The following is a 14373-nucleotide window of genomic DNA, read 5'->3' on the forward strand; positions in this document are numbered from 1 at the left end:
GGATGAACAACTGTGGCGAGGGGATTTATCCCCGTTCGGCTGCGAAGCAGTCGTAAAACCTGAATACGCAGTTTTCAGGTAGAACTGCTGGGGCCGCTTCGCAGCCCAACGGGGATAAATCCCCTCGCCACAAGGTGATGCGTGCAGTGGGTTTGTGCTTTTGATTAAAAGTTTTTGAATAAAAAGAATGGAGTTTCACCGATGAAAATGTTTGGCAGGACTCTGCTGACACTGTCCTTAATGGGCGCAATGGTCATGGGCGCCCAGGCCAACGACAAGGTGCTGCGTGTTTACAACTGGTCCGATTACATTGCGCCGGACACCGTCAAGAAGTTCGAAGACGAGACCGGCATCCGCGTGACCTATGACGTCTTCGACAGCAACGAAACCCTTGAGGCGCGTTTGCTGGCGGGCAAATCCGGTTACGACATCGTCGTGCCGTCCAACAGTTTTCTGGCCAAGCAGATCAAGGCCGGCGTCTATCAGACCCTCGACAAATCGAAGCTGCCGAACTGGAAGAATCTCAACCCGGTGCTGCTGAAAAACGCCGCCGCCAGTGATCCGGACAACGCCCACGCGTTCCCGTACATGTGGGGCTCGATCGGCATCGGCTTCAACCCGGCCAAGGTCAAGGAAGTGCTCGGTGCCAATGCCCCGACCAACTCCTGGGACTTGCTGTTCAAGCCGGAAAACGCTGAAAAGCTGAAGGCCTGCGGCGTCAGTTTCCTCGACTCGCCGACCGAAATGCTCCCGGCCGCCCTGCACTACCTGGGCTATCCGGTGAACGACAAGGACAAGGCACACATCCTCGAAGCCGAAGCGCTGTTCATGAAGATCCGCCCGTCTGTGGCGTACTTCCATTCCTCCAAGTACATCTCGGACCTGGCCAACGGCAACATCTGCGTGGCGGTCGGTTACTCCGGTGACGTGCTACAGGCCAAGGCCCGTGCGGTGGAATCGGGCAACAACGTGGTGATCGACTACAGCATTCCCAAGGAAGGCGCCGGCAGCTTCTACGACATGGTCGCCATCCCGCGTGATGCGGCGAACGTCGAGAACGCCTACCTGTTCATGGATTTCCTGATGCGTCCGGAGATCATCGCCGAAATCACCAACAGCAACGGCTACAGCAACGCCAACTCGGCGGCGACGCCACTGGTAGACGAAGCGATCCGCAACGATCCGGGTTCGTACCCGTCGCAAGCGGTGATGGCGACGCTGTATGCGGTACCGGATCAACCGATTGCCACGCAACGGATCATGACCCGTGGCTGGACTCGGGTGAAACTCGGCAAGTAAGCCTGCGGAGTCGGGATTCCAACAACACTGATGAATAGGTGGGAGCTGGCTTGCCAGCGATGACGGTGGGTCAGGCAAAGGTGATGCAGGATGTGCTGGCCCCATCGCTGGCAAGCCAGCTCCCACAGGGTTTTGAGATCACATTCGGACAGTGCAGGCCCAGGATTTTCTTAGCTTAAGTAACTCAATGATTTCCCGTTCACGCAGCGCCTTACCACCGCTGCACCCTGCAATGAACGGCCTCACCTGGCTTCCTCGGTTCAGGTGAATTTCAGGCGCCCACGGGCGCCTTTTTTAATTTTCACTGTGACAATGAACTATTAATTACTCAGCTCATCAGCCTTAGCATTCGTTTTTTGTTTATCTCTATTAAGACGCGCAATTTTTGCTTTAGCAATAATTCCGGCATATACCGCAGACAATTCAATACCGTTAGGACGCTCCGCCAGATAAAGCAAGTGCTGCCCAATAAGTAAGGGATCAAAGTTTTTTATAGCTTCTGAGGTAAGTATATCCATACCTCGTGGAATTGAAGGTTCATAATGCAATATCCAGCCATCATCTGGAGGTACAAACACCCCACCTACAGCGGCTTGATTTTTCTCGCCAAGATTTAAAGCAGACTCAGCTTCTGACTTGTCGCTATCAAAGGATGTAAGTGGCCCAGCATTGGCAAATGCAATATTATCTTCTGCGCCACTAAAAACATCTGCCCCCACTTCGTCCTTATGAAACAATTCGAAATTTTTCGCGCCGGTTCTTTTTAACGACTCTATTCGAACCGGCTCATCCCCAAGACTAAGCTCTAAATTTTTAGCTATTTGCGTACGAAACTTGCTAAGAATAGTCTGACCAGTTTCTAGCATTAGCCACTGCCAACTCGAATTTTTCTGAATTCCGGTATATGGCTGCCCGATTGGTTTAACGTATCCAAAAGCTTCAAAATAGAATTTTCCTCCATCCAATCGCATAACGTCTAAGGCGACACGAGGAGCTTGCCAGAAAAGTATATCAGGGTATGAATAACTATCAGCCTTGATGCCGCAGCTCACATCATAAAGACGCTCCGCCTCAGAACGGATATACTTTTCATCTTGCACATCACCAAGAAATACTGCATCTGGATAAGCTGCACCAATAAGAGCACCGGACATAGTGGCAATAGTATCTGTATCACTATCAAGCAAATTTACAACGACATTAATGACGTCTTGTGCACCAGATAATGATGCTAACCAAGCGGCCACATTCGCAAATAACGCACACTTAAGACCGGACCCTCGCTCATCCTTACTTAATCCATTCTCAGCTTTCACAACGCATTCGTATACATCCTTAACAGACGATGCCTGCTCTCTTTTTAGGATATCTAACACATTACTCGATGCCGACTCCCACTCTACGGCAACCTCCTCTACAGACGCCATCAAGCTTTTTTTACTCTTCTGCTCCCACGTAGGAAGCCAAAAAGTAGCCAAATCAGAATCTTGAGCAATTTGATCAGGAATTGCACGAATGTAACTCGCTAGCCCGTACCATTGGTCGGGTGAAACCACCCGCTCGTTACTCATAACTAAAGCTAGACTAGCCGCATGAACTACAGCACCGGCTATTCCCCGCATGTGCCCATGAGTACAGACAGCATTCCTAATTACATCAGGAATAAAAGCATCAAAATCCCGGAGATTTTCAGCAGCCCAAACATGAGGTTGTATCCTCATGGCCGCCCCATTTCCACCGCCATCAGTGTATCCGCTAAAAAAATTACTAAACCACGTGTTACTACGATTACTAAGAGCTGTCGCCGCTGCCTTGCTACCACGGCCCGCGCCTAAACTATATGCTTGCCAAACTGGAAGCTCTATTTTGGCAAATGATTCAACATCAAAGTATCCGTTGCCTCGAATTGCACGACAAGTCGCAAGCCGTAATTGTGTATCATCAGAATAGGCACCCGCAGGCAAGGCAATCATTGCACCAAAACGGCCACCGACTTGACGATTCCATTGTTCAGTGCGAGTCGCCTTGGACTTGCCGAGTCGTTGTATGACTACTTTTTCATTAGCCAACTCCGTCGGAAAACCCAACGCATCAGCGTAAGCGGACCATAGCGCGGATGAGATAGTACGTTTCAGCCTAGTGTTTGGCATATGGTTCTCACTTTATTCCGACAAATAATTCAGGCGCAACTTTTATTGGAATGTCGGGATGCGATGCTATCGCCATCTGCCCCATTAATTCATCAACCTCAGATTCATTACGCACATATATTCTCTGAATAAATTCAGTTGAAACCTCACTAGGATAGAGCACTTCAGCCTGCCTACAAGTTGGCAAACAAGAAGGATAATCAGCAGGGCGAACAACTGAGCTTGACGTAGTTGTATTCCAATGACTAATGAAGGGCGCGAAAGCTGCTTCGAGCCCCACACTACCCTCACCACGAATAACATCACTGTAAATATTATTCGTAGTAGAAAAAACAACACCAGGATGAGTTAAAATCTCTGGATCAAAGTCAAAGATACACCAAAAAAAACCCTTCTCTCGGTGCCAGTTATTTTCGGCAACCTGAAAAAAATTAGTATTAATCTGAGAGATAGAAAGATTAACGTAGTTTAACCACTTAAAATCTCTAGATCTATAAAGTGCATTCGGGGTAAAAATATGCTCAAGCTGATCATCGGAGTCCAGTAAAAAGCGTGACTTCAAAGCCTTCGAAGCGAATGTTCCTAAAGAGCCTCTATTAGTAGTGAAATGAAGAACCGACTGAATTCCCCTTCGTTCAATTAGTTTCTCAATATCGGCTTCACTCACACCTGGACTCCTTGGTAAAGATTTGGATCACATCGACGGATCATATCTGGGACGTCATAGGATTTGAAGCCAATAATCACGCTTTTTCGCGCTCTACCCACCGCCATCGCAACCAAACGACGCATTCTCGCAGCCATTTCATACTCGCTGGGAGATCCCTGCACGTCTACGAACTGGCCGTCCAACCCAATCATGATGACGTGATCGAACTCCAGGCCTTTGCAGGAATGTAGGGAACTCAGGGCAATATTCGTGTCACCTTCGGGCCACTCCGCTTCTGCCCTCAGATTCACCCATCCCATCCCCCGCGCATCCAGTTGTTCCTTTAGCTCATTGAAATGTAGCCTTGGATGCAAAAATGCCACACTCTCTTCCAGAAGATCGACATTTTTTTGAATAAATGAAATGGCATATAATACCTGATCTACATATTCACCAAGAAGAACCAAAGGCTTAGACCCAACGCGAATTGCGCTTTCATAATCCGGAACAGTCCAACTCTCATCACTTTCAAGCCCATCTAAAAAATAAGCAGCAAACATAGCGATCTGCTTTGTATTTCGATAGTTTTTCTTCAAATTAAAACTAGGATAACCAACCACCCCAATTTCTGAAAAAATAAAACTACGGCTATAAATCCTCTGAGCACTATCAAGTACAAAAGTTACAGACGACTCAGCCGAGCATTGATTTAACACTGCTCGCAGTTCGTTAGCAGAAAAATCCTGTGCCTCATCCACAACCACCAAGTCATAATTTGCCATTTTATTTTGGCTCAGATGTATGGCAAGATCATTCCAATCTTGCTTTCCCATCGCCATTTTCGCCGCCAGATAAGGATAAATTACTTTATCCAATAGCAACTGCCTAGTTGATCGCTCCATCCTTGGACTCGCCCCTCTGCCTTCCCTTCTCGCCCCCAAATAATCCGTTAACTTTTCGGGTACAAAGCGACCAAGGACATATCTAGCTTCATCCACAAAAAAATCAGTATCGCCAGAAATCGTTAACGCAAGATATCGGAGAAGTCCATCTGTATCCGTAAAGTTCATTACACTACCGGGACGGACGAAATGATATGCCCACTTATTGAATGTCGACACATCCAGATTTACCAGCCTATCAAACTTCTGGCTTGATGTTAGTTCGCGAACGTACCCACTTAAAGTTTTATTATAAGTAAGAACAAGAATATTAACAGGACTTGGGATGTCTTTTTTTCTACTTCGATTAACATATGTTGGTGTTAGAGCTCTTAGCTTCAACAATGCAGTCGTGGTTTTCCCACTTCCTGCTGCTCCTTTGATAATTTCAACACCAACATTTATTCGAGAGAATAGCCCCAACTGTTCGGGTGTAACGGGAAAATCTTTAAGCGCTTTCATGCAACCAATCCGTGGTAGAAAAAACAAGATCCTAGACGCATGGATGCCATTTCGCCACTACAAACTACCCCATCCCCAGTCGCCTGCCTCTAAATAGCCTCACCTGGCTCCCTCGGCTCAGGTAAATTTCAGGCGCCCTCGGGCGCCTTTTTTTGTGGCTTTAGATCAGTGGCCAGTCCTGCACAATCCGGTAGCGGCCCTTGTGCGATTCGAACAGGGCAAAACGTTCGGCGCGCAGGAAGAATTCCGGCGACGTGGCGGATTCCGGTTCCGGCGCGCGATAGTCCCGCGCCAGGGTCAGATGCGGGCGAAACTCGTGCGATGGCTCTTCAAAACCAAATGGCAACATGGCCTGTTCCAGTGCATAAACCAGGCGCAGCAGCGCCTGCGGTGCCTGCTCCGGTGCCAACGACAACACCCCGGCGCGGTGCCAGACCTGCACGCGGTCCAGCGAAATTTTCAAAGCCTCCCCCGGCGTGCGTACCTTGCTAGCGGCTTCGCAGACTTCGCCAATCAGCGCCAACGGCACTGCGCCGAGGAACAGCAGCGTCAGATGGAAGTTATCCGCTGGCACTGGTTTGCCGGTTCGCAAACCCAACTCGCTACGCCACTGAGCAATCGCCTTGCGCTGTGCCGGTGGGCAGTCGAGGGCAAAGAACAACCGCTTTTCATCCATCATGGCCTGGCTCCTTTAAGGTTCGTGATCGTCGATTCTACCCGCCTCTTTCTGACGACTCGCCACACAAGTCTATAGTTCAAGGATTGCCATCAACCGGAGGCCGTCATGCGCGAGGTCCTCAGCAAAGAGCCGTGGTGGGCCCGCCCACCGAATCCCGGGCAGGATGAAACCGAGCTGGAATGGGGTTGGCTGGTGCATTACAGCGAGGGTGAACCGCGTTTCGAGTTTGTCCGCGAACGTCCGACCGACGAAGAAATTCGTCAGCGTAAAAGCTGCCGCATCACCCCCGCCACGGAGTGAACAGCACACCAGTGGCAGTGGGCTTGTTCGCGAAGGCGTCGTGTCAGTCGACCTCGTTGTTATCTGACGCAGCCCTTTCGCGAGCAAGCCCGCTCCTACCCTGTCCAATTGCGTACTTGAGATGAAACGCATGCCGCAGTGGCAATGGTGCAGGCCTCAGGATTCGAGGAGGTCGATGAAGCCGCCATAGATCATGCGCTGCCCGTCAAACGGCATCGGGTTCACGTCGGGTTTCATGCGTGGGTCCTCCATCATTTTCGCCATGCCGGCGTTGCGGGTGGCTTTGTCCGGCCAGATCAGCCAGCCGGACACCACGGTTTCATCCTCCTTGAGTTTCACCGCCATCGGGAACGACGTGACCTTGCCGTCCGGCACGTCATCGCCCCAGCATTCGACGACACTCAGGGCGCCGTATTCCTTGAACAATTTAGCGGCGATGACGCAGTGTTTTTTGTATTGCTCGCGATTGGCGGTCGGTACGGGGGCCACAAAGATGTCGATGTATGCCATGGTCATTCTCCTTGCACGTTGGGTTCGATCTGCTGATTGGTCGATTGCGGTGGCAGCCATTCGACACGATTGCCCCCCAACCCGACCGACGGCTCATCAGCGCCGCCCAGATTGCGCTCGACTTGCCCGGCCATGTGCAGCGTGCCGGCCATGACGCCGGTGGTCGGGTTCTGCACCAGTTTCAGCCACGCCTTGTCGAAGGTATTGCCCAGACTGCTGCGAATCAGCGCCTCGCTGTCGGGACGGTCATTGGCCTGCAGGATGGCGCGAATGCCCGCCACCCCGACGGAGATCATGGCCCCCGCCAGTTTCCCCGCCGCTGCCGCCACCGCACTCGCGGCGCCGCGCGGGGCCATTTCCGCTTCCATGCGCTGGCTGGCGCGTTTGGCCACGGGCGCCATGCCCGCGTCGGTCGAGGCAATCCCTTTGGCCCCGCCGTCGGTGTGGATCTTGTCGATCAGCGCCGCATAGGCCGGTAGCGTGTTCAACGGTTCGGTGCTGACCACCTGATACAGCGAAGCATCCCGCGCCGGCGGCGGACCGAGGGCGATCGCCGGGATCTTCTGCAACCGCCCGTTGAGCTGCGCAACCGGCACGCCATGACGCCGGGCGATGAGCGGCATCTGCTGCGCCATCAGTTGCGCATAGAACGCCGTGGCCTGGCCGAGGATCGCGTCCGGATCAATCTCGACCGCCACCGGCGCCAGCACTCTTTCCTGATATTGCTCAAGCAGATACGCCGCCAGGCGCTTGGCCGAGGCGTCCTGCTCGCCACCGGCGTTGAGGGTGTACCAGCTGACCTTCATCGACAGCCATTCCTGGGTCCAGTAGCTGCTGAACCACGGGATGAAATTTTCTTCAGTTTGCTGATAGACGCGAGTACGCCAATGTTCCATCGAACCACGGGCGAAAACCTTGACTTGCTCGGTGGACTGCTGCGAGGCGCTGACGATTTCACGGTCGATCTGCTGCCAGGTGGCCGGCGACACCACGATGGCCTGTGGCGCTGGCACCGGGGCCCGCGCCGATGTGGCACAGCCAGCCAGCAGAAACAGTGCGGCAACCACCAGCGCGCGCAGGTCCACGGTGGGGTTTTCCTTGAGATGAGTGGGAGGCAGATTTGAGTATAGGTGGGTCAGTCGGGCCTGATGCTGGATGCACCGACCTCATCGCCCGCCCGAAACCCGAACCATCAACGCCATCAATACTCACCATTGCGACGATTGCCTTCCACCCGCCGCCCTTCAAAGGCACGATCCACCCATCCGAGACACAACGAGGAGTTCACATCATGATTCACACCATCGTCACACTCTCCGTGAGTTTCCCGGTGTTCGGCAGCAACTATTACGCTCAGCACGCGGTGTCGCACAAAGCCCGGGCGCTGGTGTTCAACGAAGATTTCGAAGACCTGCTGATGCCTGCCGCCAGCAATCATTTCAGCAATGAAGTGGTCGGTTTCAACGATCAGTTCCGTTTTCTGAGCGACATTCTCGCCACCCATTTGCTGGATCTCGAGGCCTCGCTGCCTGCGCGATCCCGCGTCCAGGCGAGCGCTCACTTTTAATCGCAGCACGCACAAAAAAGCCCACTGGCCGTTTCGGCGCAGTGGGCTTGTTCACATCGGCCTTACGGAGATCAGCGCTTCCAGCAGTCGGCGTAACGTGAGCAGACGTTGTACTGGGCATCCATCTTGGCCATGCGCTCGAGATGGCGTCCGACGGTTTCAACCACCACGCCTTTTGACGACTGGAAGTAGTACATGATCATGTCGGTCTCCATTTCGTTCGGCGCGGCGTTAACTTGTTTACCGTCCGAGCCTTTGAGCCTAGACCAATCTTTCAGGCGCTTGTCATCGACACTGCGCAAACGCTGGCGATACTCGTCGCTGGCGCGCTTGATCGCCTCGTCGGCATTACTGGCGTTCTCGGTATCGAACTGCACCAGATTCTGGCGGTAAAGCGTCCAGTAATCGTCCGGCAGGGCAATGTTCATTTTGGCCTTGCGCTCACTGATCAGCGAATCGAGCTTTTCCGGGGTAAACGTCGTCGGCTTCGTTGCGCCAGACTTCATCACCACAAAGAGGCTGCCATTGACGATACGGTCGATCATGGCCGTGCGTTCCGGGGTGTCCGGCAGCAACGCCGGCGGTTTCGGGAAGATCGCATTGCGCCCGGCGCAGGCCGCCAGTCCTTCGCGTTTGATCGCAACCGGTGTGCGCACATCCTTGCCGTCGATACGCTGCACACGCTGCATCAGCGTCGAGCAGTGACGCCCCTTGAGGTCGAGGGTCAGTTCGTACTCCGTGCCACGCTGCGGCTTGAAGGTGAAACCGGACCCGCATACCGCATACCCGACCTGAGTGTTGACCTTCAGGTACATGTCCTTTTCCGGCGGCAGTTTGATTTCCAGATAGCCTCTGGCCTTTTCCGGCGGGGCCACCGACATGCCGACCCGACGCTGGCTGTCGGCGATGAACAGATTGTTGATGATGCCGGTGGTCTGCCCGTCGCAATGCTCGGCATCGTAATAGTCCACCGTCGCGTTATCGGTATTGGCAACAAAGCGCAGCTTGGCGGCATCGGGATCGGCAGCATCCTGATAGGTGCCCATCTGCGTGCAGCCTGACAGCAAAAGCGCCGACAGAACGGCACCGACAACAACGGGTGAGCGACGCAACGAACAAGCGACAGACATGATCATCCTTGAGGGGAAGGGGCAAAAAAACGCCGATGCTACTGAATTGCCATCATTGCGTCCAGCCCCTCCCGTCGCACGATTCCAGCCTCTTGCGGAGCGCGGGATTCAGTCAGTCATCATCCCGATCGCGGTAGTAGCGACGGCCATCACGGCGGTCGTCATCCCGGTCATCCCAGCGCCGGTCATGATCGTAATAACGCTCATGATCGCGGTCGTAGTGCCGGCCATGGCGGTGACCCTCATCAAAATCCGCCACACATCCACCCAGCAAAACGGCGGCAGTCACAGTCAGCAGCATCGTTGTCACACGCTTCATTCAACACTTCCCTAAAACCAAGGTCTTGACGACGGAATCGGCCAACGCTGCCCTCGCCTTCAGGACGCGGTGCGCGCAGCCGCAGATACGACCGGGAAAAGCGCCGATGATTCACTGGCCAGCGATGGACGCGACCATGGGCCTGGCATTCGCGGCGACGGGGATTTTCTATCCGATGTCCGGCACCTTGCTTGGTTGGCTCGGGGTGGCGTTGACCGGTTCGGACACGGCCTCCAACGTGCTGTTTGGCGGGCTGCAGCGGGTCACATCGGAACAGCTCCGCATCAGTCCGGTGTTGATGGCGTTTGTGAGAGTCTGCTCGCGAAGGCGCTGTGTGATTCAGCCAACAGGCTGACTGATCCGACGCTGTCGGGAGTAAGCCTCCTCCCCAGTGAGCGCTGAGTCGCGCAGCAGACTCATGAGCTCTACGCATAACTCTATAGCGAAAATCCGCAAAAACCTTTTCCCCTCCGTGCAGGTCATTTCAAGAACGAGACCGGCAAGCATGCCGGCGCGCCCGATTGGGCCTTCAATCCCTGCCGTCCTGATTAAGCCAGAGAGGAATCGAAGCATGACGATTTCCCGACGAAGATTCCTGATCCTCGGCGCGGTGACCGCCACCGCGTTTGCAATGCCGCCTTTCATTAGCCTCAAGGCCTACGCGGCCAGTCTGGAGCAACCGGCCATGGCCAAAGTAACCCTCAACGTCAACGGTAAACCTCAAGCCCTTGAGGTCGACAACCGCACCACGCTGCTCGATGCGCTGCGCGAACACCTGCACCTGACCGGCAGTAAAAAAGGCTGCGACCACGGCCAGTGCGGCGCCTGTACCGTTATCGCCGATGGCCGCCGCATCAATGCCTGCCTGACCCTGGCAGTGATGCACGAAAACAGCGAGATCACCACCATCGAAGGCCTTGGCATGCCCGACAGCCTGCACCCGATGCAAGCCGCGTTCATCAAGCACGACGGCTACCAGTGCGGTTACTGCACGCCAGGGCAGATCTGCTCGGCGGTGGCGGTGCTCAAGGAGATTCGCGAGGGCATTCCCAGCCACGTCAGCCCCAGCCTGACCGAAGCGCCGCAACTGATCGCCAGTGAATTCCAGGAGCGCATGAGCGGCAATATCTGCCGTTGCGGCGCCTACTCCAACATCATCGAAGCCATCACTGAAGTCGCGCAGGTGCCCGCATGAGACCGTTCAATTACAGCCGCGCCGATTCCCCTGCCGCAGCCGCAGCGCTGGCGGCACAGGTCGAAGGCGCGAAGTTCATCGCCGGCGGCACCAACCTGCTCGACCTGATGAAACTCGACATCGAAACCCCGCTGCATCTGATCGACGTCAACCACTTGGGCCTGGATCAAATCGAAGCCACGCCCGACGGCGGACTGCGCATCGGTGCCCTGGTGCGCAACACCGACCTGGCCGCCGACCACCGCGTGCGCAACGACTACGCCCTGCTCTCCCGCGCCTTGCTCGCCGGTGCCTCCGGCCAATTGCGCAACATGGCCAGCACCGCCGGCAACCTGCTGCAACGCACACGCTGCCCGTATTTCTATGACGTCAATCAGGCCTGCAACAAGCGTCAGCCCGGCAGCGGTTGCGCGGCGATTGGCGGGGTCAGTCGGCAACTGGGATTGATCGGTGTCAGCGACGCCTGCATCGCCACCCACCCCAGCGACATGGCGATTGCCATGCGCGCACTCGACGCGCAGGTGGAAACGGTGAAGCCGGACGGCACCACCCGCAGCATCGCCATCGCCGACTTCCATCAGCTCCCGGGTAACACACCGAACGTCGAAACCAGCCTCAGCCCCGGCGAGTTCATCACTTCGGTGACGCTGCCCGCCCCGGTCGGTGGTACACACCTTTATCACAAGGTACGCGATCGCTCGTCGTACGCCTTTGCCCTGGTGTCGGTCGGGCTGATTCTGCACAAGGATGGCAGCGGTCGTGTGGCGGTCGGCGGCGTCGCGCCGAAACCGTGGCGGGTCGAAGCGGCCGAAGCGCTGCTGCCCAACGGTGCAAAAGCGGTCAGTGAGCGCCTGCTCGACGGCGCCACGCCGACCCACGACAACCAATTCAAACTGACCCTGGTCGAGCGCACGCTCGGCTCGGTGTTGGCGCAAGCGAGGGAAGACGCATGAAATTCGACACGCCCGCCACCACCAACCCGATCGACCAGTTGAAGGTCGTCGGCAAACCCACCGACCGCATCGAAGGCCCGCTGAAAACCAGCGGCCAGGCGCCGTATGCCTACGAGCAACACGAGGCCGTGGCCAATCAGGCTTACGGTTTCATGGTCGGTTCGGCCATTGCCAAGGGTCGGATCACCCACATTGATCTGGACGCCGCCAAAGCCGCGCCCGGCGTGCTGGCCATTGTCACCGCCGCCAACGCCGGCAAGCTCGGCAAAGGCAAATACAACGCGGCGCCGTTGCTCGCCGGTCCCGAGGTGCAGCACTATCACCAGGCTGTGGCACTGGTGGTCGCCGAAACCTTCGAGCAGGCTCGCGCCGCCGCGCAACGGGTCAAGGTCGATTACGTCGCGGACAAAGGCCAGTTCGATCTGGTCAACGTGCGCGACCAGGGTGTCGAAGACAAAGACGAATTGCCCGACGTCACCCATGGCGACTTCGACACGGCCTTTGCCGCCGCCCCGGTGCAGTTCGACCAGACCTACACCACCCCCGATCAATCCCACGCGATGATGGAGCCGCACGCCACACTCGCGGCGTGGAAAGGCGATCAACTGACCCTGTGGACGTCGAACCAGATGATCGCCTGGAGTGTCGACGACGTTGCCACCACCCTCGGTTTGCCCAAGGAGAAAGTCCGCCTGATTTCGCCCTACATTGGCGGCGGCTTCGGCGGCAAATTATTCATCCGCGCCGACGCGATCCTCGCCGCCCTCGGCGCGCGCATGGCCGGCAGACCGGTGAAAGTCGCCCTCGCCCGCCCGCAAATGGCCAACAACACCACCCACCGCCCGGCCACCATCCAGCGCATTCGCCTGGGTGCCACGGCCGACGGCAAGCTCAGCGCCATTGCCCACGAAGGGTGGTCGGGCAACCTCAAGGACGGCAAGGTCGAAGTCGCGGCGCAGCCGAGTCAGTTGCTCTATGCGGCCGAAAACCGCCGGGTGACCATGCGTCGGGCGCCGCTGGATCTGCCCGAGGGCAATTCCATGCGTGCGCCGGGTGAAGCTCCAGGCCTGATGGCACTGGAGATCGCCATGGACGAGATGGCCGAGCAGCTCAAGCTCGATCCGGTCCAGTTCCGCATCCTCAACGACACCCAGGTCGATCCGGTGAAAACCGAGCGTCCGTTCTCCCAGCGACGCCTGATCGAATGCCTGCAGACCGGCGCCGAAACATTCGGCTGGAATCAACGCGCTGCCACCCCTGGCAGCCGCCGCGAAGGCCGTTGGCTGATCGGCATGGGCGTCGCCGCAGCGTTCCGCAACAACCTGCTGCTCAAGTCCGGCGCACGGGTGCGGCTGGAACGTGATGGCAAGGTCACGGTGGAAACCGACATGACCGACATCGGCACCGGCAGCTATACGATCATCGCGCAGACGGCGGCCGAGATGATGGGGGTGGCATTAGAGGATGTCGTGGTGCGTCTGGGCGATTCGGATTTTCCGGTGTCGTCCGGTTCCGGCGGACAATTTGGCGGCAACTGCTCGACGGCCGGGGTGTATGCCGCGTGCATGAAGTTGCGTGAAGCTGTCGCTGGCAAGTTGGGCATGGCAGCGGATCAGGCAGCGTTCGTCGACGGCCAGGTGAGCGTCGGCAGCAAGCGCGTGCCATTGCGCGATGCCGCGCGCGATGGTGTGGTGGTGGCTGAGGACAGTATCGAATTCGGCGACCTGGACAAGCAGTATCAGCAGTCGACCTTCGGTGCGCATTTCGTCGAAGTGGCGGTGGATGCCGCCACCGGTGAAGTGCGTGTGCGACGCATGCTCGCGGTGTGTGCCGCCGGGCGCATCCTCAACCCGAAAGCAGCGCGCAGCCAGGTGATCGGGGCGATGACCATGGGCGTCGGTGCGGCGTTGATGGAGGAGCTGGCGGTGGACAAGAAGCTCGGTTTCTTCGTCAACCATGATCTGGCCGGATATGAAGTGCCGGTGCACGCCGACATTCCGCATCAGGAGGTGATCTTCCTTGACGAGACCGATCCGCTTTCGTCGCCGATGAAGGCCAAGGGTGTAGGTGAGCTGGGGATTTGCGGGGTGAGCGCGGCGGTGGCCAATGCGATCTACAACGCCACCGGAGCACGGGTGCGCGAGTATCCGATCACCCTGGACAAGATTCTCTCGTCCTTGCCCGAGATGATCTGAAAGCCCCTCACCCTGACCCTCTCC

At 56.4% G+C, this 14373-nt stretch carries 14 protein-coding genes and 1 pseudogene; 7 read left to right on the forward strand and 8 right to left on the reverse strand.

All coding sequences use genetic code 11. The features are described from left to right. Positions 1–201 precede the first annotated feature (201 nt). Positions 202–1299 (forward strand): polyamine ABC transporter substrate-binding protein, encoded by a 1098-nt coding sequence (locus ACXX9E_RS22280; RefSeq protein ID WP_458556209.1) that lies wholly within the window; start codon positions 202–204, stop codon positions 1297–1299. 320 nt (positions 1300–1619) lie between these two features. Here the strand turns inward: ACXX9E_RS22280 and ACXX9E_RS22285 are convergent, their stop codons facing one another. The 4 genes from ACXX9E_RS22285 to thpR all read right to left on the reverse strand — a co-directional run bounded on the left by ACXX9E_RS22285 (position 1620) and on the right by thpR (position 6180). Next, on the reverse strand, positions 1620–3449 hold the full coding sequence (locus tag ACXX9E_RS22285; protein ID WP_458556210.1) for an ADP-ribosylglycohydrolase family protein: 1830 nt from the start codon (positions 3447–3449) through the stop codon (positions 1620–1622). Positions 3450–3456: 7 nt separating this feature from the next. Continuing rightward, positions 3457–4116: a DarT ssDNA thymidine ADP-ribosyltransferase family protein gene (locus tag ACXX9E_RS22290; RefSeq protein ID WP_458556211.1), complete on the reverse strand. Its 660-nt coding sequence runs from the start codon at positions 4114–4116 to the stop codon at positions 3457–3459. Further along, a complete protein-coding gene (locus tag ACXX9E_RS22295) occupies positions 4113–5501 on the reverse strand; it encodes an AAA family ATPase (protein ID WP_458556212.1) in 1389 nt (462 codons plus the stop codon). Before ACXX9E_RS22295 ends, ACXX9E_RS22290 begins: the two co-directional genes overlap by 4 nt. 160 nt (positions 5502–5661) lie before the next feature. Further along, positions 5662–6180 (reverse strand): RNA 2',3'-cyclic phosphodiesterase, encoded by a 519-nt coding sequence (gene thpR / locus ACXX9E_RS22300; RefSeq protein ID WP_458556213.1) that lies wholly within the window; start codon positions 6178–6180, stop codon positions 5662–5664. Positions 6181–6285: 105 nt separating this feature from the next. Between thpR and ACXX9E_RS22305 the strand changes: the two genes are divergently transcribed. Beyond that, positions 6286–6480 carry a hypothetical protein gene (locus ACXX9E_RS22305; RefSeq protein WP_123462675.1) on the forward strand — a complete coding sequence of 65 codons (195 nt, stop codon included), beginning with the start codon at positions 6286–6288 and terminating at the stop codon, positions 6478–6480. Positions 6481–6636: 156 nt separating this feature from the next. On the opposite strand, the gene ACXX9E_RS22310 is transcribed toward ACXX9E_RS22305, so the two are convergent. Both ACXX9E_RS22310 and ACXX9E_RS22315 read right to left on the reverse strand, forming a co-directional pair. After that, complete coding sequence (locus ACXX9E_RS22310; RefSeq protein WP_123462673.1) at positions 6637–6990, reverse strand: DUF1428 domain-containing protein; 354 nt, start codon at positions 6988–6990, stop codon at positions 6637–6639. A gap of 2 nt (positions 6991–6992) precedes the next feature. Next, positions 6993–8075 carry a hypothetical protein gene (locus ACXX9E_RS22315; protein WP_458556214.1) on the reverse strand — a complete coding sequence of 361 codons (1083 nt, stop codon included), beginning with the start codon at positions 8073–8075 and terminating at the stop codon, positions 6993–6995. 206 nt (positions 8076–8281) lie between these two features. Here ACXX9E_RS22315 and ACXX9E_RS22320 point away from each other — a divergent pair, with 206 nt between their 5' ends. Continuing rightward, positions 8282–8557: a hypothetical protein gene (locus ACXX9E_RS22320; protein WP_123462668.1), complete on the forward strand. Its 276-nt coding sequence runs from the start codon at positions 8282–8284 to the stop codon at positions 8555–8557. Positions 8558–8628: 71 nt separating this feature from the next. On the opposite strand, the gene ACXX9E_RS22325 is transcribed toward ACXX9E_RS22320, so the two are convergent. Together ACXX9E_RS22325 and ACXX9E_RS22330 are read right to left on the reverse strand one after the other, a co-directional pair. Beyond that, the gene (locus ACXX9E_RS22325) at positions 8629–9687 is read right to left on the reverse strand and encodes a hypothetical protein (protein WP_225931026.1); all 1059 of its coding nucleotides are present in this window, start codon (positions 9685–9687) and stop codon (positions 8629–8631) included. 112 nt (positions 9688–9799) lie between these two features. Further along, entirely contained in the window at positions 9800–10006 is a 207-nt protein-coding gene (locus ACXX9E_RS22330) for a hypothetical protein (RefSeq protein ID WP_123462665.1), read from the reverse strand. Between the two features lie 25 nt (positions 10007–10031). Between ACXX9E_RS22330 and ACXX9E_RS22335 the strand changes: the two are divergent. The 4 genes and pseudogenes from ACXX9E_RS22335 to paoC form a co-directional block, all read left to right on the forward strand. After that, positions 10032–10310: pseudogene (locus tag ACXX9E_RS22335) on the forward strand (L-lactate permease); the annotation flags it as partial. 201 nt (positions 10311–10511) lie between these two features. Next, complete coding sequence (paoA, locus tag ACXX9E_RS22340; RefSeq protein ID WP_256591247.1) at positions 10512–11201, forward strand: aldehyde dehydrogenase iron-sulfur subunit PaoA; 690 nt, start codon at positions 10512–10514, stop codon at positions 11199–11201. Further along, on the forward strand, positions 11198–12154 hold the full coding sequence (locus ACXX9E_RS22345; protein WP_222832619.1) for an FAD binding domain-containing protein: 957 nt from the start codon (positions 11198–11200) through the stop codon (positions 12152–12154). Before paoA ends, ACXX9E_RS22345 begins: the two co-directional genes overlap by 4 nt. Further along, the gene (gene paoC, locus ACXX9E_RS22350) at positions 12151–14349 is read left to right on the forward strand and encodes an aldehyde oxidoreductase molybdenum-binding subunit PaoC (protein WP_458556215.1); all 2199 of its coding nucleotides are present in this window, start codon (positions 12151–12153) and stop codon (positions 14347–14349) included. The genes ACXX9E_RS22345 and paoC overlap by 4 nt, the downstream gene beginning before the upstream one ends. Positions 14350–14373: the final 24 nt, after the last annotated feature.

It is taken from the genome of Pseudomonas sp. GNP014, from assembly GCF_054344005.1.

What these genes read in the sequence shown, in the direction of transcription:
- paoA (WP_256591247.1), top strand. Translation starts at nt 10,512, where the DNA reads ATGCCGGCGCGCCCGATTGGGCCTTCAATCCCTGCCGTCCTGATTAAG.
- ACXX9E_RS22295 (WP_458556212.1), bottom strand. Translation starts at nt 5,501, where the DNA reads ATGAAAGCGCTTAAAGATTTTCCCGTTACACCCGAACAGTTGGGGCTA.
- paoC (WP_458556215.1), top strand. Translation starts at nt 12,151, where the DNA reads ATGAAATTCGACACGCCCGCCACCACCAACCCGATCGACCAGTTGAAG.
- thpR (WP_458556213.1), bottom strand. Translation starts at nt 6,180, where the DNA reads ATGATGGATGAAAAGCGGTTGTTCTTTGCCCTCGACTGCCCACCGGCA.
- ACXX9E_RS22345 (WP_222832619.1), top strand. Translation starts at nt 11,198, where the DNA reads ATGAGACCGTTCAATTACAGCCGCGCCGATTCCCCTGCCGCAGCCGCA.
- ACXX9E_RS22310 (WP_123462673.1), bottom strand. Translation starts at nt 6,990, where the DNA reads ATGGCATACATCGACATCTTTGTGGCCCCCGTACCGACCGCCAATCGC.
- ACXX9E_RS22280 (WP_458556209.1), top strand. Translation starts at nt 202, where the DNA reads ATGAAAATGTTTGGCAGGACTCTGCTGACACTGTCCTTAATGGGCGCA.
- ACXX9E_RS22320 (WP_123462668.1), top strand. Translation starts at nt 8,282, where the DNA reads ATGATTCACACCATCGTCACACTCTCCGTGAGTTTCCCGGTGTTCGGC.
- ACXX9E_RS22330 (WP_123462665.1), bottom strand. Translation starts at nt 10,006, where the DNA reads ATGAAGCGTGTGACAACGATGCTGCTGACTGTGACTGCCGCCGTTTTG.
- ACXX9E_RS22305 (WP_123462675.1), top strand. Translation starts at nt 6,286, where the DNA reads ATGCGCGAGGTCCTCAGCAAAGAGCCGTGGTGGGCCCGCCCACCGAAT.
- ACXX9E_RS22325 (WP_225931026.1), bottom strand. Translation starts at nt 9,687, where the DNA reads ATGTCTGTCGCTTGTTCGTTGCGTCGCTCACCCGTTGTTGTCGGTGCC.
- ACXX9E_RS22285 (WP_458556210.1), bottom strand. Translation starts at nt 3,449, where the DNA reads ATGCCAAACACTAGGCTGAAACGTACTATCTCATCCGCGCTATGGTCC.